The organism is Massilia sp. BAP21 (assembly GCF_057801335.1).
The window spans coordinates 759,999-781,741 of sequence record NZ_CM173596.1; the positions used below are offsets into that span (position 1 = coordinate 759,999).

The following is a 21,743-nucleotide window of genomic DNA, read 5'->3' on the forward strand; positions in this document are numbered from 1 at the left end:
GTTATTGTTTTGCGCGCCCGGCCAGCACCAGCGCAATCCCGCCGAGGATCGCCACCGACGCCAGCACCAGCCGCAGGCTCAAAGGCTCGGCCAGGAACAGCACTGCGCCGAAGGCCGTGATCACCGGCACCGATAGCTGCACCGTCGCCGCGCGCATCGCGCTGAGCTCGCGCAGCGCCGTGTACCAGAGCGCATAGCCGACACCCGAGGTGATCGCGCCCGACGCCACCGCGAGCAGGATGCCGCCCACGTCGGCATGCGCAACGCCGATAAAGGGCAGCCACAACACGGGCGCCATCGGTGCGGCGCGCAGGAAGTTGCCGGCCGTGGCGCCGAGCGGATCGAGGGCGCCGCGTCCACGCAGCGAATACACGCCCCAGGCCACGCCGGCCGATGCCATCAGCACCGCGCCCACGATGGGCGGTGCGCTGACGCCCGGCAGGACAAGATAAACCAGGCCCAGTGCCGCCACGGCCAGGCCGGCACAAGCCAGCGGCGCGAAGCGTTCGCCGGCGCGCAAGGCGGCCCCGAACATGGTCAGCTGGACGGCGCCGAACAGGATCAGCGCGCCGGTGCCGGCGGCCAGGCTCACATAGGCGAAGGAAAAGAAGGCGACATAGGCGAACAGCATGGCCGCCGACAGCCAGTCGCCGCCAGTCTCGCGTGCTCCTCCCGCACGCCAGCGCACGATCAGCGCCAGCGCGATGGCGCCGGAAACGATGCGCACCGCGCCGAAGCTGGCCGGGTCGATCCCACCCTGCAACAGCGCCAGCCGGCACAGCAGCGAGTTGGCCGCAAAGGCCAGCATCGCCGCCGCCGTAAAGGCCAGCGCCGACAAGCGCGGGCGGCTGGTGGCGAGGTCACGCATGGCTGGCCACCAGCAATGCGCACCAGGCCAGCAAGGCCGCGCCCAGCGGCTTGCCGATGCGCCGGCCCCAGGATGTGTTCTTCTCGATGGCCATCACGACGGCCAGCACCAGCATCCAGCCCAGGCTGCCGGCGCCGACGGCGAACATCAGCAGCATCAGCGCCCAGCAGCAGCCGACACAGTAGGCGCCATGGTGCAGGCCAAGCAGGATGGCCTGGCGGCCATGGTTGCGGCCGCGCCAGTGCGTCATGACGAAGCCGAGCGGCGAACGGCAGCGGTCGAGGCAGGCGTATTTCAGGCGGCTGAACTGGAAGGCGCCGGCGCCGGCAATCACGGCGGCGCCGACGATCCAGCCGTTCCAGGCCAGTTGCGGCGATTGATCAAGCAGCGCCAGCAGGCCTGTGTGCAGGCCATGCGCGAGGATGCCGAAGGCGCCCCAGGCGGCCATGTAGCCGAGGCCGAGCAGCGCCAGCAGGCGCGAGTGGTCGGGCCGGCCGCTAGTCAGGCGGTCGAAGGCATCGAACAGCGGCAATGTGGTGGGCAGCATCATCGCGGCGGTCATCAGGATCCAGGCTGCAGCATACAACAGCAGCGGCACGACGATGTCGCCGGCCGGCAGCGCACGGCACAGTGCGGCGGCCGGGCCGGAGGCGGTCCAGTCGCCATGGTCGAGATAGCGTCCCCAGGGACTACCGGCCCAGATCCACAAAGTCAACCAGGCCAGCGCCGCCAGCGCCAGCAGCAGCGGCGCGAACACGCGGGTGTGGCGCCGCACCTGCGGCGCATTGGCCGCCGCGCTCATGCTTCGAACACGAAGGTGCTTTGCAGCGCGTTATGGTCGCGCAGGTTCAGGTGGATACCGAGGGTGTCGTTGCGCGAGCGGTAGACCGGCGCCTTGCCTACAAAAACCGGGGCGCCGGGCACGGTCGAGAAGATGGTTTCGGTGAGCGTGGTCGTATTGCCGCTAGGGCCGCGATAGGGTTCGAGTTCTGCGTAGTAATCGCTGCCGATGGCCAGTTCTCCCCTGCCCTCGTTCACCGTGAATGTGATGGGTGCGCGTTCGATCGACACCACCTCGCCGATCAGCTTGGACAGTTCGGCGACGGCGCCGCCGGACTTGCCGCTGTAGACCTTCAGGAGCGCGTCCATTTGTTCGTCGCTGGCGCCGTCGTCGACGAAGAACGCCACGCGCCAGTTGCCCTTCAGGATGTTACCGGGCAGATGCGACACGGCGGCAAGCGTGTGACCGCCGACGTCGATGCCGTCGATGGCGCCCTTGTCGATGTGCCAGGCGACGATGGTGTCGCAGGTGCCGTGGTCGGGGTCTTCGCCGATCCAGCACGGGCACAGGACCTTGCAGTTGCAGACTTCCAATAGCCTGCCTTCCAGACGATAGCTCATGACGACCTCCGCTTTGTCGCCGCCGGTCGCACGAACGCAGACCGGCGACATCTTTACAAGGTAGGCCGCTACATTGCCGCAGGCAAGCGCGGCAAACCGCGATCGGTATGAGCTAGATCAAGGCTTGCAGACAGCTTATTCGTCCGCCTGCGCCAGGCCGCGCCGGGCCAGCTTGCGCGAACGCAGCCAGTCGCGTCCGCCCCGGTTCAGGGCGGCGTCGATCACATTCTCCGGCAGGCTGTACACCGTGGCCCAGGTGGCGCGGCCGTCGGCGGCGTTGGCCGGGAAGCTGTGGGTCTCGATCGGCCAGTGGTATTTGCGCTTCAGGGTGCGCACGATGGCGGCCAGGGTCACGCGGCCCTGTAGCGGTTCGGCACCGGTCTGGTCTTCGTTTGACAACAGCACCGCCAGCACGGCGCCGCGCGCGGTCAGCGGACCGGGAAAGGTAGGAAGTTTGCTCGGCATGCGGCCATTCTAGCCGCGTTTGCCGGCATGCAGCGGACGCGTCCCTGCCCTCACGCCATGATCGACTGCGCGACCTTACTCCACCACCCGCGCCCGCTCCAGCATCGCATGCAGCAGCACGTTGCAACCGGCCTCCAGGTGCTCGGGCTTGGCGTCCTCGATCTCGTTGTGGCTGATGCCGTCCTTGCAGGGCACGAAGATCATGCCGCTCGGGGCCACGCGGGCGGCGTAGATGGCGTCGTGGCCGGCGCCGGAGACCACGTCCATGACGGAGTAGCCCAGCTTGTCGGTGGCGGCGCGCACGGCGTTCACGCAGTCCGGGTGGAAGGGGCAAGGCGGATAATAGGAAACGCGCTCGACCTCGATACCCAGGCCGGTCTCGCTTCGCGTCTTCGCGACAAAGGCGAGCATCTCTTCGTGCATGGTGTTCAGCAGCGCGTCGTTCACATTGCGCAGGTCGATGCTGAACTTCACCTGGCCCGGGATCACGTTGCGGCTGTTCGGGAACACCTGCACCATGCCGACCGTGCCGCGTCCGTATGGCGGGTAGCGGTTGGCAATCGCCACCACCTCCTGCATGATGCCGGTCGCCACCTGCAGCGCATCGCGGCGCAGGCCCATCGGCGTGGGACCGGCGTGCGCTTCCATGCCGCTGACCGTGCAGTCGTACCAGGACAGGCCCATCACGGCCGGCACCACGCCGATGACCTTGTCGGCGTCTTCCAGCACCGGGCCCTGCTCGATGTGGGTTTCGAAATAGGCGCCGATCGGGTGCTGGCCGGGTTCCTCCTCGCCCAGGTAGCCGATGCGCTCCAGCTCCTCGCGCACGCTTTTCCCTTCGACGTCCTTGGCGGCGTAGGCGGCTTCCAGGCTGAAGGCGCCGCAGAAGACGCCGGAGCCCATCATCACCGGCACGAAGCGCGAGCCTTCCTCGTTGGTCCAGAAGGCGACCTCGATCGGGGCTTCGGTGACGATGCCATGGTCGTTCAGGGTGCGCACGACTTCCAGGCCGGCCAGCACGCCGTAGTTGCCGTCGAACTTGCCGCCGGTGGGCTGGGTGTCGACGTGGCTGCCGGTGACGATCGGCGCCAGGCTGGCGTTGCGGCCGGGGCGGCGCATGAAGACGTTGCCGATCTTGTCGACGGTGACCGACATGCCGGCTTCACGGCCCCATCGCACGACCAGGTCGCGGCCCTGGCGGTCGAGGTCGGTCAGGGCGAGGCGCTTGACGCCGCCCTTGTCGGTGGCGCCGATCCGGGCGAGCTCCATCAGGGACTGCCAGAGGCGTTGGCCGTTGATGCGCAGGGTGTCGGGCATATCGTTCTCCGGGATGTGGGCGCGCCGGCTTTCGATGCTGGTGGTGGGCCGGTGCTGGTTGGACGCGTGGACGGCATAGCCGTCCACCCTACGGTACAGTTTCCGACTAAGCGAATGCGGGACGGTCGATGTGGCGGCCGGCGCCTTCTTCGGCGCGCAAATCGCCGCGCTCGAAGACCAGCTTGCCGGCGGCGACCGTGTGGGTCGGGATGCCGCGCACGGTGCGGCCTTCGAAGACGTTGAAGCCGCCTTTCGAGAACTGGGTTTGCGCGGAGATGGTGCGCGTGCCATTCGGGTCCCAGACCACGAGGTCGGCGTCGGCCCCGACCGCGATCACGCCTTTGCGCGGGTACATGTTGAAGATCTGGGCGGCGTTGGTGGACGTGACGCGCACGAATTCGGAGGGCGTCAGGCGGCCGCTGTTCACGCCGGCGTCCCAGACCACCGCCATGCGTTCCTCGACGCCGCCGCAGCCGTTCGGGATGCGCGTGAAGTCGTTTGCCCCCATCGCCTTCTGCTCGGCGCAGAATGTGCAGTGATCGGTGGCGGTGGTATGCAGGTTGCCGCCGGTGAGGCCATGCCACAGTGCGTCCTGGTGGTGGCGGCTGCGGAAAGGCGGACTCATGACGTGGCCGCGTGCGAAGTCCTCGTCTTCGCTTTGGTACACGCTGTCGTCGATCACCAGGTGGCCGGCCAACGCCTCGCCGTACACGCGCTGGCCCCTGGCGCGGGCGCGCACGATGGCGTCCAGCGATTCGGCGCAGGACACGTGGACGATGTAGACCGGCGTGCCGAGCACGTTGGCAATCGCGATGGCGCGGTTCGCCGCTTCGGCTTCCACCTCGGGCGGGCGCGAGAGCGGATGGGCTTTCGCGCCCGTGATGCCCTTCGCCAGCAACTCCTTCTGCAGCTGGAACACCAGTTCGCCGTTCTCGGCATGCACGGTCGGGATCGCGCCCAGCTCCAGCGCGCGGCGGAAGCTTTTCACCAGCGTCTCGTCGTCGGCCATGATCGCGTTCTTGTAGGCCATGAAGTGCTTGAAGCTGTTCACGCCGTGCTCGCGCACCAGGGTGCCCATCTCGGCGTGCACCGACTCATCCCACCAGGTGACGGCCACGTGGAAGGTGTAGTCGGCCGCCGACTTGCGCGCCCAGCCGCGCCAGGTGCGGTAGGCTTCCAGCAGCGATTGCTGCGGATTCGGAATGACGAAGTCCATGATGGTCGTGGTGCCGCCCGCGAGGCCCGCCGCGGTGCCGCTGAAAAAGTCGTCGGCCGTCACCGTGCCCATGAAGGGCAGCTGCATGTGCGTGTGGGTGTCGATCCCGCCCGGCATCACGTACTGGCCGCCGGCGTCGATCACCGTGGCGTTGGCGGGCGCGTCGATGCTGTCGCCGACGGCGACGATCTTGTCGCCGAAACAAAGCACGTCGCCGCGGAAGGCGCGGTCGGCGTTCACGATGGTGCCGTCACGGATGATCGTCGTCATGGATACGTCCCTTTCAGATGGACCCTGCCCCGGGTCTCAGGTTGGAGTATGCGGCGCCGCACGCAGTGCCGGCGCCGTGCGGCCTTTCATCATCAGCCCGTACACGACCGCCGCGATCACGACGCCGACGAACCAGGCATAGGTATAGATGGTCTTGAAGGTTTCGCTCACGTGCGGGAACGAGGCCGGCAACGCCGCGTTCAGGAAGCCCGGCAGGTTCGGCAGCACGCCGGCGGCAAAGGCGACGATGGCGGCGATGTTCCAGCCGCCCTTGTACGAATAGACGCCGTTGTCGCGGTACAGCTGGTCGACGTCGAGCCGGGTCTGGCGGATGAAGTAATAGTCGATGATCATTATGCCGGCGATCGGCCCGAGCAGCGCCGAGTAACCCGTGAGCCAAATGAAGATGTAGTTCTGGGTCGTCTCCAGGATCTTCCAGGGCATCATCGCCAGCGCGATGCCGGCCGTGATGTAGCCGCCGGTGCGGTAGCTGATGCGCTTCGGCGACAGCGCCGAGAAGTCATAGGCCGGGCCGACCAGGTTGGCGGCCAGGTTGACGCTGGCGGTGTCGATCAGCAGGATCAGCAGGGCCACCAGCACGGCGATGCCGGTCATGCGGCTGGCAACGTCGACCGGGTCCCACAAGGCTTTGCCATACAGGACGATGGTGGCCGAGGTGACGGTGACGGCCAGCGCGGCGAGCAGCGCCATCGGCAGCGGCAGGCCCAGGGTCTGGCCGACCACCTGGTCTTTTTGCGTTTTCGCGAAGCGCGTGAAGTCGGGGATGTTCAGCGCCAGCGTGGCCCAGTAGCCGATCATGGCGGTGAGCGAAGGCCAGAACACGGACCAGAACAGACCCGCTTTCGGGCCGCCCTGCACGAACTGCGAAGGCTGTTCCAACAACGGGCCGAAGCCGCCCACCTTGTCGTAGACCCACCAGAGCAGCAGGAAGCAGATCGCGATCTTCAGTGGCGCGGTATAGGTTTCGAGCTTGCGGATCGATTCCATGCCGTGCACGATGAAATACATTTGGATCGCCCAGAAGCCGAGGAAGCAGGCCAGCTGGCCGGCGTTGATGCCCAAGCCAGGCAGGTTCGGGCCGGAGATCGGCGCGCCGAGCAGCACGCCGAGCAGCGTATAGATCATGCTGCCGCCGAACCAGGTCTGGATGCCGTACCAGCCGCAGGCGACGATGGCGCGCATCAGTGCCGGCAGGCGTGCGCCGCGGGTGCCGAAGCTGGCGCGCGCCAGCACCGCGTAGGGAATGCCGTACTTGGTGCCAGCGTGGCCGATCAGGAGCATGGGCAGCAGCACGATCACGTTCGCCAGGAACACCGTCAGCACCGCCTGCCAGGCCGACATGCCGCTTTCGATCAGGCTGGCCGCCAGCATGTAGGCCGGGATGCTGATCACCATGCCGACCCAGAGGGCGGCGAAGTGGTACCAGCGCCAGGTGCGCTGGGCCGGGCTGGTGGGCGCCAGGTCGTGGTTCCAGAGTTCGTTGCTGACTGCTTGGTGTTGCGTCACGTGGACTTCTCCTATCGGTTGCGGTGGATGCAACCCAGTGTAGCGCAAATGTTTACGGGCACGGGCCGGCGGCAGCCCGCGCCCCGGTCAGGCTGGCAACTCGGCCAGCGCGGCGCTTCCATCTGTCGCGGCCGCCGTGCTCGCGGGCACCGCAGCAGCCGGCACCGCACACGACGGCGCCAGGTTCTCCGCACGCGGGTTGCGCGGGTCCTGGGTCCAGTTCATGTAGGGCTGCGTGGCCGGCTGCGGCACCATGGTGATGCAGGCCTCGACTGGACAGGTGATCTCGCACAGGTTGCAGCCCACGCATTCGGAGCGGATTACCTCATAACGGCGCGCGCCGTTCTCCGCCACCAGCTGGGCGATGGCCTGGTGCGAGGTGTCTTCGCAGGCGACGAAGCACTTGCCGCACTTGATGCACTTGTCCTGGTCGATGTCGGCGATCACCTGGTAATTCATGTCCAGGTATTTCCAGTCCGTGGTATTCGGCACCGCCTTGCGCGAGAACGCCGCGATGTTGGCGTAGCCCTGCGTGTCCATCCAGCGCGACAGGCCGTCCTTCATCTCGTCGACGATGCGAAAGCCATGCAGCATGGCCGCCGTGCATACCTGCACGCAGCCGGCACCGAGGGCAATGAACTCGGCCGCGTCGCGCCAGTTGCCGATGCCGCCGATGCCGGAAATCGGTAGCCGGCTGGTGGCCGGGTCGCGCGCAATCTCGGCCACCATGTTCAGGGCGATCGGCTTGACCGCCGAGCCGCAATAGCCGCCGTGGGTGCTGGCGCCGCCGACGATCGGGTAGGCCACCATGCGGTCCAGGTCGAGGTGGGTGATGGAGTTGACGGTGTTGATCAGCGAGACGGCATCCGCCCCGCCGGCCAGCGCGGCGCGGGCCGGGGCGCGCACGTCGGTAATGTTCGGCGTCAGCTTGACGATCACGGGCAGGCGCGTGTGCTTCTTGCACCAGCTTGTGACCATCTGCACGTATTCCGGCACCTGGCCGACGGCCGCGCCCATGCCGCGTTCGGGCATGCCGTGCGGGCAGCCGAAGTTCAGTTCGATGCCGTCGGCGCCAGTGGCTTCCACCAGCGGCAGGATCGCGGCCCAGGGCGCCTCCTCGCAGGGCAGCATCAGCGACACGATCATCGCGCGGTCGGGCCAGGCTTTTTTCACCGCCGTGATTTCGCGCAGGTTGATTTCCAGGCTGCGGTCGGTGATCAGCTCGATGTTGTTGAAGCCGATGACTTCGCGATTCTTGCCGTAGTGGGCCGAGTAACGCGACGAGACGTTCACGGCCGGCGGATCTTCGCCTAGCGTCTTCCACACCACCCCGCCCCACCCCGCCTCGAAGGCACGCACCACGTTATAGGCCTTGTCGGTGGGCGGCGCCGAGGCCAGCCAGAACGGATTCGGCGATTGGATGCCGCAGAAATCGATGCTCAGGTCGGCCATGCTGCCCCCGCTTGGAAATCGTTGTGGATGGCCAGCGCGGCCAGCTTGCCGTGCTGGACTGCCTGCACCGTGAGGTCCTGGCCGAGCGCCACGCAGTCGCCACCAGCGTAGATGCCGGGCACGCCGGTGCGCAGGGCGGCATCGACCTCGATGCGCTCGCCCTCGCGCCACAGCGTTTGCGCAAACTGATCAAGTGCGGGCGGCGCTTCGATGGCCTGGCCGATGGCCTTGAACACGGCGTCGGCGGCGATGTCGATGAAGGCGCCGGTGCGCGCCAGGCGGCCATTGTCGATGCGGGTTTCCTCGAAGCGCATGCCGGCCACGCGGCCGGCGTCGTCGAGCAGGACTTCCAGGGGCGCGGCCCAGGTGCGGATGCGTACGCCGTTCAGCTTGGCGATCTCGATTTCATGGCCGGTGGCGCTCATCGCCTCGTAACCGCGGCGGTAGACCAGGGTGACTTCATCGGCGCCGAGGCGCTTGATCTGCACCGCCATGTCGATGGCCGTGTTGCCGGCGCCGACCACGATGGCGCGGCGCGGCACCGGCAGGCGCGACAAATCGTCGGCCTGGCGCAGCGCGGCGATGTAGTCTGTGGCTGCCATCAGGCCGGGGGCGTCTTCGCCGGTGAGGCCGAGGCTGCGGCTGGCGCTCAGGCCCAGGCCCAGGAAGACGGCGTCGAAGCGGGTGTGCAGGTCGCGCAGCTGCAGGTTCTCGCCGAGGGCCTGGCCGTACTGGATGTCGATGCCGCCGACCGAGAGCAGGAAGTCGACTTCCTGCTGGGCGAATTCGCCGGGCAGCTTGTACTTGGCGATGCCATATTCGTTCAGGCCGCCGGCCTTGGGGCGGGCTTCGAACACCACCACGTCGTGGCCGAGCATGGCCAGACGGTGGGCGCAGGACAGGCCGGCGGGGCCGGCGCCAACCACGGCGACGGTCTTGCCGGTGCTGGGCGCGCGGGCGAAGGGGTGGGCGGTGAAGCCGGCGTTATCGATGGCGTGGCGCTGCAGCAGGCCGATTTTCACCGGCTCGCGCTCGGCGTAGTGGTTGCGCACGCAGGCGTCTTCGCACAGGATTTCGGTGGGACAGACGCGGGCGCAGCTGCCGCCAAAGATGTTCTGCTTCAGGATGCCGACGGCGGCGCCGGTGACATTCTGGTCGTGGATGTTGCGGATGAAGCTGGCCACGTCGATGCCGGTCGGGCAAGCCCGGGTGCAGGGTGCGTCGTAGCAGTACAGGCAGCGCGCGGCTTCGATGGCGGCCTGGCGCGCGGTGAGCGGAGGCGCCAGGTCGGTGAACTGGGCGGCCAGTGCCGTGTGCGAATCGGCTGCCGGCAGCAGGTGCTGGAGAGTCTCGATCATGTGCATCCCTTCTTGTTGTAAGGTGAAATGCTGGTGTTCGAACTGCTGGTGCGGGTAGTGCCAGTGGCGATGTTGCTTTTCGTAGGGTGGGCACCTGTGCCCACGCGGTCGTACTCCTGCACTCCGCACGGTTGATCCCGGAACGATTGTCTGCACGTCGATCATGGCGAGCTCGCCATGATCGACCATCAAACGGGGTACCGCGTGGGCACGAGTGCCATTCGTGGCCCGGCCCACCCTACGACTTGCGCGATTAGATGCTTCGGTAACGTCGGTTATTTCATCTGCGGGAACGCGAACTCGACGCCAGCGCTGGCGGTATTCGGCCAGCGCTGCATCACCGCCTTGTGCCGCGTGTAGAAGCGCACGCCTTCCGGCCCGTACGCATGGTGGTCGCCGAACATGCTGCGCTTCCAGCCACCGAAGCTGTTGAAGGCCATCGGCACCGGCAGCGGCACGTTCACGCCCACCATGCCCACCTGGATCTGGCGCACGAATTCGCGCGCCACGCCGCCGTCGCGCGTGAACACGGCCACACCGTTGCCGTACTCGTTGGCGTTGATCAGCTCCACCGCGCTGCCCACGTCAGGCAAACGCACCACGCACAGCACCGGCCCGAAGATCTCTTCCTGGTAGATGCTCATCGAAGGCTGCACGTGGTCGAACAGCGTGCCGCCGACAAAGAAGCCGTTTTCAAAGCCCTCAACCTTGTGGCCGCGGCCATCGACCACCAGCGTGGCGCCCTGCTCCACGCCCTCACCGATCAGGCGCTCGATGCGCTGGCGCGCCGCCTGCGTGACCACCGGCCCCATCTCCATGCCAGCGCTCATGCCCTCACCGATTTTCAACGACGATGTACGCTCGGCCAGCGCGGCTACCAGCTTGTCGCCGGCGTCGCCAATTGCCACCGCCACCGAGATCGCCATGCAGCGCTCGCCGGCCGAACCGTAGGCCGCGCCGATCAGCGCATCGACCGCCATGTCCATGTCGGCGTCGGGCATGACCACCATGTGGTTCTTGGCGCCGCCCAGGGCCTGCACCCGCTTGCCGTTGGCGCTGCCGCGCGCGTAGATGTACTCGGCAATCGGCGTCGAGCCGACAAAGCTGATCGCCTGCACTTCCGGGTTGTCGAGCAGCGCATCGACCGCCGTTTTATCGCCCTGCACCACGTTGAACACGCCGTCCGGCAGGCCGGCTTCCTTCAACAGGCGCGCATGCAGCAGCGACGGCGACGGGTCGCGTTCGGACGGCTTCAGTACGAAGGTATTCCCGCACGCGAGCGCCACCGGGAACATCCACATCGGCACCATCACCGGGAAGTTGAACGGCGTGATGCCGGCCACCACGCCGAGCGGCTGGCGCATCGACCAGGCGTCGATGCCGCGTGCGATCTGGTCGGTGAATTCGCCTTTCAGCAGTTGCGGAATGCCGCAGGCGAATTCGACGACCTCGATGCCGCGCGCAACTTCACCCTGGGCGTCGCTGAAGGTCTTGCCATGCTCGCGCGTGATCATGGCCGCGAATTCGTCGGTGTGCTGCTGGCACAGCTGCAGATACTTGAACAGGATGCGCGAACGGGCCAGCGGCGGCGTGGCCGACCAGGCCGGGAAGGCGGCGGAGGCTGCGAACACGGCGGCATTGACTTCGTCCACGCCGCCCAGGGTCACGCGCGCGCAGGGTTCGCCCAGCGCCGGATTGAACACGTCGGCATAGCGCTCGCCGGCGCTGTCGACCACGTGGCCGCCGATGAAGTGGCCGATGACGTTGACCGTACGATCGAGGTGATTCATGGTTTGTCTCTTCTAGTCCAGGTTTTTCAGTACGTTGGCCAGCTTGCCGAACAAATCGTCGATGTGCTGTTTCTCGAGAATGAGGGGCGGCGACAGCGCGATGATATCGCCCGTCGTGCGGATCAGGATGCCGTCGGCAAAGGCCTTCTTGAGCGCCTGGAAGGCGCGCGCGCCGGGCTTGCCCGGGATCGGTTCGAGCTCGATGCCGGCGATCAGGCCGATGGTGCGCAGATCGATCACATGCGGCAGGCCCTTCAAGGAATGCACCGCGTCTTCCCAGTAAGGCTGGATGCCCCGTGCGTGTTCGAGGATCTGCTGTTCCTTGAAGACTTCGAGCGTGGCCAGCGAAGCGGCGCAGGCCACCGGGTGGCCCGAATAGGTATAGCCGTGGAACAGCTCGATGCCGGCCGGCGCATCCATGAAGGCATCGTGGATGTGCTTTTTGCTGAACACGGCGCCCATCGGGATCACGCCATTCGTCAGGCCCTTGGCCGTGGTCATCATGTCCGGCTCGACGTCGAAATAGTCGGCGGCGAACGGCGTGGTCAGGCGTCCGAAGCCGGTGATCACTTCATCGAAAATCAGCAGGATGCCGTGCTTGTCGCAGATCTGACGCAGCTTCTTCAGGTAGCCCTTGGGCGGCACCAGCACCCCAGTCGAACCCGAGACCGGCTCGATGATGACGGCGGCAATCGTGGACGCATCGTGCAGGGTGACCAGGCGTTCGAGTTCGTCGGCCAGCTCGGCGCCGAAGTCCGGCTCGCCGCGCGAAAAGGCATTCTTCAGCAGGTTGTGCGTGTGCGGCAGGTGATCGACGCCCGGCAGCAGCGGCCCGAAGCTTTTCCGGTTCGGACCGATGCCGCCCACCGACAGGCCACCGAAGCCGACGCCGTGATAGCCGCGCTCGCGCCCGATCAGCCGGGTACGCCCGCCCTCGCCGCGCGCCTTGTGGTAAGCCAGCGCGATCTTCAGGGCGGTGTCGACCGCCTCGGAACCGGAGTTCGTATAAAACACGTGGCCGAACTTGTGGCCGGTGTAGTCCATCAGCTTTTCGGCCAGGTCGAAGGCGGCCGGGTGGCCCATCTGGAAGGTGGGCGCGAAGTCGAGCTGGCCGATCATCTCGCGCACGGCGCTGACGATCCTCGGCTGGGCGTGGCCGCAGGGGACGCACCAGAGACCGGCGGTGCCGTCGAGGATCTGGTTGCCGTCGACGTCCTTGTAGTACATGCCTTCGGCCGATACCAGGAGGCGCGGGTCGGACTTGAAGTCGCGGTTGTTCGTGAATGGCATCCAGAATGCGGACATCGATTCGGGTCTGGCTTCGTTCATGCAGGCTCTCCCTTGTTTGCAGCCCTATGGCGGACCGTCAGTCAAAACAATGATGCAAAACGATGAGGCGTCATAGCAATGTGCGCGACCGCGCCCGGAAAGTAAAGCCGGCGGCGCCAGACCCGGCAACTCCATGCATGCCGCGTTGCAAACATGCAAAAGAGTCAACCGATCCATTAATATAAACGCAGCCTGGGAACCCGTCATATGAAATTGCGTATATGCGAAGTCAGCCACGGGAACTGGACAATGCTAGTGCACTTGACTATGTGTTCGTAACAGAATGCCAAGGTGTTTGATCTAGCGCAAACCATTTAGCTTTGGAGAGCTCATGTCAGCGTCCCTGCCACCCATCCTGCGCACTGCCCGTCTGGTCCTGCGTCCGTTCGAGCGCAGCGACGCCCCGGACCTGCTGCGCGTGTTCGCCGACGCCGACGTGGTGCGCTACTGGTCGAGCGGCGCCTGGACCGACATCGCTCAGGCCGAGGCCATGATCGCGGACGCGCACCAATCCTACCTGGACGGCGGCCTGTACCGCTACGCGATCGCGCTGGCCGGCACCAACCGGCTGATCGGCATCTGCAACCTGCGTGGCCACTTCGAGCAGAACCGGCGCTGCGAACTCGGCTATGCCCTGGGACGCGCGCACTGGGGCCAGGGCTACGCTGGCGAAGCGCTGGAAGCCCTGCTCGACCACGCCTTCCATGCGCTCGACATCAACCGCATCGAAGCCGACATCGACCCGCGCAACGACGCCTCGGCGCGGCTGCTGGAAAAGCTCGGCTTCCGGCAGGAAGGCTATATGCCGGAGCGCTGGATCGTCCACGGCGAAAAGGCGGACACGGCGTTCTATGGGCTGCTCAGGCGTTACTGGGACGAGCGTGCGGCCACCCATTCATCGGCCCACGCTACCGGTTAAGCCATGAATTCAGCCATTCGTCGGCCGGGCATCGCGCGGACGCGGCCGTGGTTATACAGTGCACCCATCCGAACTTCTTTTGAAAGGAGCAGTCGCATGAAAACCACCACCTTCCGTAGCCTTGCCGCCGAACTCGAAGACGCCGCCGAAGCCTGCCTGCGCACCCTGCGCGGCGGCCTGCGCACCTTCTCGGCCCTGCCCTGGCCGGCCCTGCTGCTGGCAGCCGTGCTGGTGGCGTGCGCGATCACCGTCATCCCGCTGGCCTTGATGCTGTTTGCGATCTTCCTGGCCATCAAGTACGCCGTGCTGGCGATTAACAACGACAAGACCACACCAATCGAGGACTGAACGTGCAGGCAAGCCAGATCAACCGGACGCTCGACTTCATGCGTGAAGCCATCAGGGAAGCGAGCAAGCTCTGGTGGGCATTTTTCGACTGGCTTGCCGTCGTCGAGTGGCGCCGGCTGTATCTCACCTGGTTCCTCGCGGTCGTGTTCTTCATCATGGTGAACACGCCCGAGCCGGCCTTCTGGTACGTGTTCATCTCCTTCGGCGTCAAGGTACTGGCCGGCGGCAAGCGCCGCGCCGAACTCGTCGCGCGCGACGCCACCCTGAAAGCCGATGTCGCGACACTTGAACGGCGCCTGACCGAAGCGCAGATGGCCGCCCTCCAGGCCCAGGTCGAGCCGCACTTCCTGTTCAATACCCTGGCCCTGATCGGCCGCCTGATCGAAACCGACCCGCCAGAAGCGGCCAAGGTGCATGCGCACCTGATCGCCTACCTGCGCTCGGCCCTGCCGCAAATGCGTTCCTCGGGCGGCGCCACGCTCGGCAAGCAGCTGGAACTGTCGAAAGCCTATCTCGCCATCATGCAGGCGCGCATGAAGGAACGCCTGGCGGTGCGCTTCGAAGTGCCCGATTTCCTCGGCAGCGCGCCTTTCCCGCCGATGATGCTGCAGACGCTCATCGAGAACGCCATCAAGCATGGGTTGGAACCGAAGATCGCCGGCGGCACCATCCTCGTGCGTGCGCGGGTCGAAGGCGCGACGCTGGTGGTGGACGTATGCGACGACGGCGTCGGCATCGATTTGCATGCGGACGAAGGCGTGGGCCTGGCGAATATCCGCGAACGCCTGCAACTGTTGTATGGCGCCCAGGCCGAGCTGGTGATCGAAGCGCCGATGAGCGGCGGCGCCTGCGCCTCGGTGCGCATACCTTACAAGATGATGGAGGACGCATGATGGCGACCGGGACCACCGCGTTGATTGCGGACGATGAAGAGCCGATGCGCGAACAGCTGCGTGCCCGCCTGCTTGAGGTCTGGCCCGATTTGCAGATTGTGGCCATGGCGTCGAATGGCGTGGAGGCGGTGGAGATGGCCACGCGCTTCAAGCCGCAGATCGTGTTTCTCGATATCCGCATGCCGGGCATGGGCGGCATCGAAGCGGCACGCCAGTTGTACGACCGCTGCCATATCGTGTTCGTCACGGCGTATGACCAGTATGCGGTGGACGCGTTCGAGCAGGGGGCGATCGATTATTTGCTGAAGCCGGTGACAGCCGAGCGGCTGGTGACGACCTGCGAGCGGCTCCGCAGGCGCTTATCCCAGGCGCCGCAGGATATCGGGGCGCAGCTGGCGCAGCTGGCGCAGCTGGGCAGTTTGCTGCAGCAGCAGGGATCGGCGCCGAGGCGCAGCTACCTGCGCTGGATACAGGCACAGGTGGGCAGCAACCTGCGCATGATCAGCACGCGCGAGATTTTGTTTTTCCAGTCGGACGAAAAGTACACGCGGGTGCAAACGGCGACGGCCGAGCTGTTGATCCGCAAGACGCTGAAGGAACTGGCGGATGAACTGGATCCGGATGAGTTCTGGCGGATTCACCGTTCGACGCTGGTGCGCGTGGATGCGATTGCCGAGGTATCGCGAGATATGCGCGGGCGGCAAATGCTGAGGGTAAGGAATTATCCGAATGAGCTGGAGGTCAGCAGGAATCATTCGCATTTGTTTCAGCAGATGTGATCCCTTTGGGTAGAAATATCAGCCATGCGATTTTAGCGATGATCGAAATTTAATCCCCCTCTCCTTCTCTAACTTACGGATTTTAGCACCTTGCAGAAAGTTGAATGCAATCATCTGCACCAACATGGAAGAAGCAACGACACAGGGAATACCCCAAGCAAACATACTAAATATCGGGAATATTTTTCTCAAGTTCAAACCAGCAATCATCGACACCGCAAGTAGTACAGATAACACTGGCTCCAGCATTTTAGGCACACCCGGGATATGCATCGAAACCGAGAGAGCCAGGATCTTCCCAACCTCCTCCCATTCCAAAGCCGGACTATTTTTCTTTAGCGTTTTTTCGATGGAAGGTGCTTGTCGCTCCCATTGCTTATTAAAGTGACGCCTGCCCTTTTCAAAATTAAAAGCAAATAACAATAGGGATAGGCCGATCAATGTGAATTTTACTTGAAAGCCAAAGTCTTTCACCCAAACCAATGGCAACACTAGACTCAGCAAAAACCATATCAAAGAAAACCCACTCACCCCTCTAAATATAAATTCGCCTGATACACCTTTTTTACAGAAACCAAACACCAACACCTGCATCAAAAAAATGATGGCGGCTGCGACAGTTCCGAATTCCAAAAAATCTCGGCTGGCAGCCTCACCCACAAACATCTCAGCAATAGCCCAACCAGCAAGATTTCCAACTATTAACAAACCAAGGCATATTAGGATAGAGTAAGAAGATAGTTTTGTCATTTCATCGAGCCCACTCGGCTACATTACCCTTGATATTCAGCTTTTCATCAATCGCATCAACCACCATAGCTGCGATAATGTAGCCCGCTACGATAACAGCAACAACTGCAAAAACTGGCGCGGCGCCTGTACCCAGCAATAATCCCAACCCTGCCGTTCCAAGTGCAGCAAATGCGCTACCGAGTGCGGCTGTTGCGCCAGCCTTAGCAAGCGACACACCCGCACGCCCCAGAAACTCGGATAAATCTTTACTTCCTTTTTCATCTAGATATACCGCATTGACATCGACAATCAAATCGATAATCGTTCCAATAGCCTGGATTTTCACTCCACCTTTGAAATTTTCTGCACAGGTCATGATGATGCGTTTAAATCCTCCAAATCCAGCCTTCCCTGTTCGTCCGAATCCGCCATCAAGGAATGCCGTCTCTTTGCTACCAAGCGGATTATTAAAATGCCTCGGCTTCTTGATTGAACCAGTTATTTTTCCGTAAGTGTCAGTCAGCAGATAACCTTTTAAAGCGACGTTATATTTCCCTTTTGCTTTCGGCTCGATATGAACTTTCATTGCAACACGATTCAGCTTCGAAAAATGCTCAACAAAATAACCAGCCGTTTCCTTAAATCCGTTATTTGTTAGAAATTGATTCCCAGATATATGCTGAGCCGTTTTGATCAATGCAGTGTAAAGTAACGATGGCTCTTTGTTTTTAGGCGGTAGAAATATTTCGTTTGCAACTCCGTCAACGGTATGACCACTTTCCAATTTCGCTAGAACATGTGGTTGAATCTCATCGGAGGATGCCTCTGTAACTGCCACATACTCTTGCATCTCTGGTAATTGTTGCAAATAACTGTACTCGAATTTAGTCCCAAGTCCCTTCAAGATCGAAAGTTTTGGTTCTTCGGGAGCCATAATGGCTGACTGAGCAGCGCGAACACCAAAATTGTCCTCAGGCGTGCATATCCAGGGCGTAGATTGTTCTTTTTTCCCCATGACGATCATAAGAGGTTCCGGCTTTGACCTCGGGTCCTTCCCATAGCTTGTGCCATCCAGTTGGCTAACCTCGTAGCTACCGATTACCCGGCCATTCATCTTCAAAATGAGTTTCTCTTTAAATTCGCGTCCTATCCACAGATGGAACTGCTCACCGTCCATGAAATCAGCTGTTCTACCCAGCTTTTTAAGGAGAGGATTGTAGAATTCTCCTTTCGACTCAACTGTGTAGAGAGCGCCAGACTGCAAAGCAATGTCAAAAATGACGTCGCGGTGCTTACGCAGCACAACACGGATTTTGTCGCTTGATCGCCAACACTGCACGGTTTCCCCTGGCAGATCGATACAAACGTCTTGTGTACTTGGCTTGCCTGCCCTTACGTTTGAAGAAACCATGGATCTATCTCCTATTTGCGGCGAGGTTGTACCGCGCGAAACGGTCCCAGCGGTACTTTCTTGAGTTTCCCTATTCCGCTTCCATCCAGCGTGACTGCTCTATCGACGCCATTACTGAAGCGCAGGTCGATTGCTTCGTCTTTCAGCACATTTCCTTCTGCATCAACGTATTCAATTTCAAGGTCACGCTTTATACTCAGTTCTGAGATCTTCATTGCCATGTCAAGGCCAGCCACACTCACCGGCCCGGTCAGTTCTTTTTTAGTAGCCTTGATATCCACCTTGCCTGGCGCATGCACCTCGATATTTCCTCCCTCCAGCTTGATGTAAGCGCCCTGCGCCGTGAGCAGCACATGCTTTTTTGGCGCGCTGATCGTTACGGTTTTGGCGACACTCGCTACCATAAGCGTTTTGTCCGCCACGATGGAGGTCATTCCCGATTGACTTTGACTACTCAGCCGTCCACTTGCCGCATGCAGTTTTAGACCCGTCTCCTGGTTAGCTTTGGTTTTATTTTCTGCTTTGCCATATGTGAACAAGCTGACTCCGCCAGCCACAGTTGATGATGTGTGTCCCTGCGCCACTAGACCGATATCCTGTCCAGCGTTCAGGCTGGTTGTCATTCCACTTGAGAGAACAGCATTGCTGGGTGTGTCAACCACGATCCCGGCCGGACTCGACAACTGAACGTGGGGCTCGCTATACCCAGCAGTTCTTCCTTGCCGATCTGCTGCGGCGGCTGGCGATGTAAGCACCTCCAAAGTGTGATTGGTCTCCTTCACAGCCGGCAGCTCCGCTGCGTCAGACTCCCCCTTGATTTTCGCCTTATGTTTCTGCGCTTGCGCTGCCAAAGCGAGCTGCAACTGCCCGCTTGCTTCGATTTGAGAAGCCGCTTCGCAGGAATCGAGCTGGCTGCTATCACCGGCATTGCGTAGATCACAGGACAGCAACACACCCTGCCCAGCCCGAAGCGCAGCACTCTGCTCGCTCTTCAACTCCGCCCCAAATCCCACCCCTTCCAGCCGCCCGTTATCGCTCTGGTGCCGCAAGTGCCCCAGATTCAGCTCCGCCGACCCATCGTGCGCCTTGCCATGCCGCTGTAATACAAGCCGCGCCTGCTCCGCGCTGTCGTCGAACACCAGCTGGTTATAGGCCCCGCTCCCTCCCTGGCTGTCCTGCATCGCCTGCGACTTGATCCCCGACAGCACCGCCGGATGCGCATGCGCCCCACCCTCGCCCGGGAACCACGCCGGCGCATTGCCCGTGACCGCGCCTGCACCATACGCCATGCTGTTGTGCTGGGCATCGGCCTGCCCACGCCCGTTGTACAGCGCACCAATCACCACCGGCCGGTCGATATCGCCTTCCATGAAATCGACCAGCACTTCCTGCCCGACGCGCGGCAGCATGTTGCTGCCCCAGTTGGCGCCGGCGAGCGGCGTCATTACCCGCACCCAGGTGCCTGCTGTGTCATTGCCGGGCGCGCCGGTATGTCGTTCAGGAGACGGATGCGCCAGCCGGCTATGGCTGGCCTCTCCGCGCTGCCAGTGGAATTGCAGCTTGATGCGGTGGTCGCGGTCGGTATGGACGGTGGCGCCGGCTGCACCGACCACGATCGCCGTCTGCTGCCCGCGCACCGTGGGACGCGGATGCAGCAACTGGCCGTGCGCATCGACGCCGCTGCTGCGGTAGGGGATGCTGTCCAACAAGGCGTCGAAACGGTTGCGGTACAGGGGGCGTTCACCGATGCTGTCCCCGGCTGCGCGCATGCCGGCGTCCGCATCGAGGGTTGCGGCCACGGCGCCTTTTCCCAGCAGGGCATGCACACTGCCGTTCACCTCCGCCGACAAATTGTTGTGCATTAGGTGTACGGTGCGCACGATGGTGAAGTTGCGCCCGGCATCGTCGCGCGCCGCGTCGAAGCGGGCGTGGCCATGCAGCGCAAACGTGGTGCCGGGCGCAAAGGTGCGCACCGTCCCCGCGCCCACATGCACCTGGTGCGTGGCTTCCAGCGCCTCGATCTGCCTGGTGACGATGCGCTGCCCGTGCTCGCGCTCGGCCCAGGCATAGGTGCCGGGCGCGTCGCGGCTGCACAGGCTGGCGTCGCCGCCAACGCCGGCGGCGCTTACCTGGCGTTGGCCGGCGCTGCGGTAATCCCAGCTGACCATCTCGACGGCATCGGTGCGCAGGCGCGATTCGGTACGCCAGCGGTCGATGCTGTCGGCGCGCATCACGGCGCCGGCTTGCGTGAAGCGCACTGCCGCCTGCGCATTCGGCTGGAAGGCGCCGTTGTGGTCGGCAATCACCATCGTGTGGCAACCGAGCGAGGCGTTGCGCGGGTCGCCGCCGTGCTCGAAGAAATAGAACAGGCCTTCCTCGTGCATCAGGCGCTCGGCAAAGGCCAGGTCGCTTTCCTGGTATTGCGTCGTCAAGCTGCGCCGTGGATAGATACGGCGGTCGGCAATCTCGTAGCGCCATGCCGGCATCAGCCGGCCTTTGCCCTGGTACGCGGCAAACACGGCGTCGAGGATGTCGAAGACCGTCATGTCCTGGAAGATGCGGCTGTCGCGGCCCAGGCCGAGAAAGCTGCTCCAGGGTTGCAGGGTGAGGTGGTAGCGGGCCAGGCCGCCGTTCGCGCCGCTGATCTGCGCTGCGGTGATGTGCCCGTGAAACGGCCGCAGTGCATCGCGGCTGGCGGCGGTCAGCAGTTGCAGCAGGGCCGGCTGGCCGAGCAGGGTTTTCAAGGGCAGGTGGGCATCCTCGCACAAGGCGTCGATGCGGAAGGTGAATCCCGTGCTGATACCCTCTTCGCCGCGCACGCATTCGGCCAGCAAGTCCTCGCCGAGCGGCGTCGTCAGCCTGACCAGGCGCGTCGTCTGGGTAGTACGCGCGAACGCTGCGAGTAGACCTGCCTGGATGTGTTGCCGCATGCGCGAGCTCCCGTGAAATGCAGGCTGCATCGGCGCACAGCGGTAGCGTGCACGGCAGCCCGAACCCAGCGATTACACGCCGAGTCTGCCGTGCGGCAATTGCGCAAGATCAGGCCACTTGCCGCCGCAACATAGTTCGGCAAATCAGCAACAGTACGTCGGCGCTCGCATTCGGAAAACCACAGGCCGCGCAGTCAGAACAATCCGAACACATGTGCAGCAGACGAAAAAAAGCGCTGCTCCGCTTGCGCGGGCAGCGCTCCAGGCAGCGCGCCAAAACGATGCGACAAGCCCCGTGCCTTCCAGCGCGGCGCCCATCAACTCATCGAAACATCACTTGTTCAGGTCCCAGCTACCAAAGGCGTTCGGCAATTGTTCCGCAGCCGTGGTTTCCAGGATATCGCCCTTCAGGTTGGTGAGGACGACCGGCAACGTGTTGCCGCCCAGTTCCAGCACGACCTGGCGGCAGGCGCCGCATGGCGCGATCGGGCCGTCGGTCTGGCCGATCACCGCCAGCGCCGCGAAGTCGCCCGGCTTGTAGCCGTGTGCAATCGCCGAGAAGAAGGCGGTGCGCTCGGCGCAGTTACACAAGCCGTAGGAGGCGTTTTCGACGTTACAGCCACGGAAGATGCGGCCGTCCTTGCACTCCAGGGCGGCGCCGACCTGGAACTTCGAATACGGCACGTAGGCCAGTTCGCGTGCGGCGCGGGCTTCTTCGATTAGCTTGTCGTATTTCAC

At 63.5% G+C, this 21,743-nt stretch carries 19 protein-coding genes; 4 read left to right on the plus strand and 15 right to left on the minus strand.

Going from position 1 to position 21,743, the window contains the following annotated elements:
- Nucleotide 1: 1 nt before the first annotated feature.
- From ACWYRN_RS03275 to aptA, 11 genes are all read right to left on the minus strand, one after another.
- Nucleotides 2-868 (minus strand): DMT family transporter, encoded by an 867-nt coding sequence (locus tag ACWYRN_RS03275; RefSeq protein WP_488691106.1) that lies wholly within the window; start codon nucleotides 866-868, stop codon nucleotides 2-4.
- A complete protein-coding gene (locus tag ACWYRN_RS03280) occupies nucleotides 861-1,670 on the minus strand; it encodes a DUF2182 domain-containing protein (RefSeq protein WP_488691107.1) in 810 nt (269 codons plus the stop codon). The genes ACWYRN_RS03275 and ACWYRN_RS03280 overlap by 8 nt, the downstream gene beginning before the upstream one ends.
- On the minus strand, nucleotides 1,667-2,269 hold the full coding sequence (locus tag ACWYRN_RS03285) for a DUF1326 domain-containing protein (RefSeq protein ID WP_488691108.1): 603 nt from the start codon (nucleotides 2,267-2,269) through the stop codon (nucleotides 1,667-1,669). The genes ACWYRN_RS03280 and ACWYRN_RS03285 overlap by 4 nt, the downstream gene beginning before the upstream one ends.
- A 135-nt stretch (nucleotides 2,270-2,404) precedes the next feature.
- Nucleotides 2,405-2,734: a hypothetical protein gene (locus ACWYRN_RS03290; protein ID WP_488691109.1), complete on the minus strand. Its 330-nt coding sequence runs from the start codon at nucleotides 2,732-2,734 to the stop codon at nucleotides 2,405-2,407.
- 75 nt (nucleotides 2,735-2,809) lie between these two features.
- Nucleotides 2,810-4,051: a Zn-dependent hydrolase gene (locus ACWYRN_RS03295; protein ID WP_488691110.1), complete on the minus strand. Its 1,242-nt coding sequence runs from the start codon at nucleotides 4,049-4,051 to the stop codon at nucleotides 2,810-2,812.
- A 106-nt stretch (nucleotides 4,052-4,157) separates the two neighbouring features.
- The gene (gene hydA / locus ACWYRN_RS03300) at nucleotides 4,158-5,537 is read right to left on the minus strand and encodes a dihydropyrimidinase (protein WP_488691111.1); all 1,380 of its coding nucleotides are present in this window, start codon (nucleotides 5,535-5,537) and stop codon (nucleotides 4,158-4,160) included.
- A 36-nt stretch (nucleotides 5,538-5,573) separates the two neighbouring features.
- Nucleotides 5,574-7,064, minus strand: a complete 1,491-nt coding sequence (locus ACWYRN_RS03305) for an NCS1 family nucleobase:cation symporter-1 (RefSeq protein ID WP_488691112.1) — start codon at nucleotides 7,062-7,064, stop codon at nucleotides 5,574-5,576.
- Nucleotides 7,065-7,151: 87 nt separating this feature from the next.
- Nucleotides 7,152-8,516, minus strand: coding sequence for an NAD-dependent dihydropyrimidine dehydrogenase subunit PreA (preA, locus tag ACWYRN_RS03310; protein WP_488691113.1), 1,365 nt, complete (start codon nucleotides 8,514-8,516; stop codon nucleotides 7,152-7,154).
- Nucleotides 8,504-9,874 (minus strand): NAD(P)-dependent oxidoreductase, encoded by a 1,371-nt coding sequence (locus ACWYRN_RS03315; RefSeq protein ID WP_488691114.1) that lies wholly within the window; start codon nucleotides 9,872-9,874, stop codon nucleotides 8,504-8,506. The genes preA and ACWYRN_RS03315 overlap by 13 nt, the downstream gene beginning before the upstream one ends.
- Nucleotides 9,875-10,149: 275 nt before the next feature.
- Nucleotides 10,150-11,664 carry a CoA-acylating methylmalonate-semialdehyde dehydrogenase gene (locus tag ACWYRN_RS03320; protein ID WP_488691115.1) on the minus strand — a complete coding sequence of 505 codons (1,515 nt, stop codon included), beginning with the start codon at nucleotides 11,662-11,664 and terminating at the stop codon, nucleotides 10,150-10,152.
- 12 nt (nucleotides 11,665-11,676) lie between these two features.
- A complete protein-coding gene (aptA, locus tag ACWYRN_RS03325; protein ID WP_488691116.1) occupies nucleotides 11,677-12,993 on the minus strand; it encodes an omega-aminotransferase AptA in 1,317 nt (438 codons plus the stop codon).
- A 331-nt stretch (nucleotides 12,994-13,324) separates the two neighbouring features.
- Between aptA and ACWYRN_RS03330 the strand changes: the two genes are divergently transcribed.
- The 4 genes from ACWYRN_RS03330 (at nucleotide 13,325) to ACWYRN_RS03345 (ending at nucleotide 15,932) form a co-directional block, all read left to right on the plus strand.
- Nucleotides 13,325-13,912, plus strand: coding sequence for a GNAT family N-acetyltransferase (locus ACWYRN_RS03330; RefSeq protein ID WP_488691117.1), 588 nt, complete (start codon nucleotides 13,325-13,327; stop codon nucleotides 13,910-13,912).
- A gap of 96 nt (nucleotides 13,913-14,008) precedes the next feature.
- Nucleotides 14,009-14,260: a hypothetical protein gene (locus tag ACWYRN_RS03335; protein WP_229437913.1), complete on the plus strand. Its 252-nt coding sequence runs from the start codon at nucleotides 14,009-14,011 to the stop codon at nucleotides 14,258-14,260.
- A 2-nt stretch (nucleotides 14,261-14,262) separates the two neighbouring features.
- Nucleotides 14,263-15,153 (plus strand): sensor histidine kinase, encoded by an 891-nt coding sequence (locus tag ACWYRN_RS03340; RefSeq protein ID WP_488691118.1) that lies wholly within the window; start codon nucleotides 14,263-14,265, stop codon nucleotides 15,151-15,153.
- A complete protein-coding gene (locus ACWYRN_RS03345) occupies nucleotides 15,150-15,932 on the plus strand; it encodes a LytR/AlgR family response regulator transcription factor (RefSeq protein WP_488691119.1) in 783 nt (260 codons plus the stop codon). The genes ACWYRN_RS03340 and ACWYRN_RS03345 overlap by 4 nt, the downstream gene beginning before the upstream one ends.
- 18 nt (nucleotides 15,933-15,950) lie before the next feature.
- Here ACWYRN_RS03345 and ACWYRN_RS03350 read toward each other — a convergent pair whose 3' ends face one another.
- The 4 genes from ACWYRN_RS03350 to ACWYRN_RS03365 form a co-directional block, all read right to left on the minus strand.
- Complete coding sequence (locus ACWYRN_RS03350; protein ID WP_488691120.1) at nucleotides 15,951-16,682, minus strand: hypothetical protein; 732 nt, start codon at nucleotides 16,680-16,682, stop codon at nucleotides 15,951-15,953.
- A gap of 1 nt (nucleotide 16,683) precedes the next feature.
- Complete coding sequence (locus ACWYRN_RS03355) at nucleotides 16,684-18,075, minus strand: hypothetical protein (RefSeq protein ID WP_488691121.1); 1,392 nt, start codon at nucleotides 18,073-18,075, stop codon at nucleotides 16,684-16,686.
- Between the two features lie 11 nt (nucleotides 18,076-18,086).
- Nucleotides 18,087-21,005: a type VI secretion system Vgr family protein gene (locus ACWYRN_RS03360; protein ID WP_488691122.1), complete on the minus strand. Its 2,919-nt coding sequence runs from the start codon at nucleotides 21,003-21,005 to the stop codon at nucleotides 18,087-18,089.
- A 333-nt stretch (nucleotides 21,006-21,338) separates the two neighbouring features.
- Nucleotides 21,339-21,743, minus strand: a complete 405-nt coding sequence (locus ACWYRN_RS03365) for a cytidine deaminase (protein ID WP_488691123.1) — start codon at nucleotides 21,741-21,743, stop codon at nucleotides 21,339-21,341.

Bases quoted from the DNA above. Each gene is read 5' to 3' on its own strand.
- ACWYRN_RS03275 (WP_488691106.1), bottom strand. From the start codon at position 868: ATGCGTGACCTCGCCACCAGCCGCCCGCGCTTGTCGGCGCTGGCCTTT.
- ACWYRN_RS03280 (WP_488691107.1), bottom strand. From the start codon at position 1,670: ATGAGCGCGGCGGCCAATGCGCCGCAGGTGCGGCGCCACACCCGCGTG.
- ACWYRN_RS03285 (WP_488691108.1), bottom strand. From the start codon at position 2,269: ATGAGCTATCGTCTGGAAGGCAGGCTATTGGAAGTCTGCAACTGCAAG.
- ACWYRN_RS03290 (WP_488691109.1), bottom strand. From the start codon at position 2,734: ATGCCGAGCAAACTTCCTACCTTTCCCGGTCCGCTGACCGCGCGCGGC.
- ACWYRN_RS03295 (WP_488691110.1), bottom strand. From the start codon at position 4,051: ATGCCCGACACCCTGCGCATCAACGGCCAACGCCTCTGGCAGTCCCTG.
- hydA (WP_488691111.1), bottom strand. From the start codon at position 5,537: ATGACGACGATCATCCGTGACGGCACCATCGTGAACGCCGACCGCGCC.
- preA (WP_488691113.1), bottom strand. From the start codon at position 8,516: ATGGCCGACCTGAGCATCGATTTCTGCGGCATCCAATCGCCGAATCCG.
- ACWYRN_RS03315 (WP_488691114.1), bottom strand. From the start codon at position 9,874: ATGATCGAGACTCTCCAGCACCTGCTGCCGGCAGCCGATTCGCACACG.
- ACWYRN_RS03320 (WP_488691115.1), bottom strand. From the start codon at position 11,664: ATGAATCACCTCGATCGTACGGTCAACGTCATCGGCCACTTCATCGGC.
- aptA (WP_488691116.1), bottom strand. From the start codon at position 12,993: ATGAACGAAGCCAGACCCGAATCGATGTCCGCATTCTGGATGCCATTC.
- ACWYRN_RS03330 (WP_488691117.1), top strand. From the start codon at position 13,325: ATGTCAGCGTCCCTGCCACCCATCCTGCGCACTGCCCGTCTGGTCCTG.
- ACWYRN_RS03335 (WP_229437913.1), top strand. From the start codon at position 14,009: ATGAAAACCACCACCTTCCGTAGCCTTGCCGCCGAACTCGAAGACGCC.
- ACWYRN_RS03345 (WP_488691119.1), top strand. From the start codon at position 15,150: ATGATGGCGACCGGGACCACCGCGTTGATTGCGGACGATGAAGAGCCG.
- ACWYRN_RS03350 (WP_488691120.1), bottom strand. From the start codon at position 16,682: ATGACAAAACTATCTTCTTACTCTATCCTAATATGCCTTGGTTTGTTA.
- ACWYRN_RS03355 (WP_488691121.1), bottom strand. From the start codon at position 18,075: ATGGTTTCTTCAAACGTAAGGGCAGGCAAGCCAAGTACACAAGACGTT.
- ACWYRN_RS03360 (WP_488691122.1), bottom strand. From the start codon at position 21,005: ATGCGGCAACACATCCAGGCAGGTCTACTCGCAGCGTTCGCGCGTACT.